General features: G+C 34.2%; 1 pseudogene. It reads left to right on the forward strand.

The window, feature by feature from the left end:
• Positions 1-18 precede the first annotated feature (18 nt).
• Positions 19-284 (forward strand): annotated as a pseudogene (locus tag V6251_RS15415) (peptidase M14); the annotation flags it as partial.

Here is a 284-nt window from a genome sequence, read left to right on the forward strand (position 1 = left end):
GTTATAAGTGCTATTAATATGGGTTTACTAGATGATTTACCTAACCAAATTGGGAGATATGACGACGGTTTTAATATTAATTGTGTTGGTGATGCGTTTCAAAGCTTAAATGCGCCTACAATGTTGTTTGAAGCAGGACACTATAAAGATGATTACAATAGCGAAGTGGTACGAGGTTTTGTTTATAAATCACTTTTACTAGCTTTAAATTATATAGTTAGTGAGGATAAGCAGCGGTTTGATGTGACACATTATAATGCTATCCCAGAAAACGGAAAGCGATT

This window comes from Olleya sp. Ti.3.14 (genome assembly GCF_038154885.1).
GTDB lineage: Bacteria > Bacteroidota > Bacteroidia > Flavobacteriales > Flavobacteriaceae > Olleya.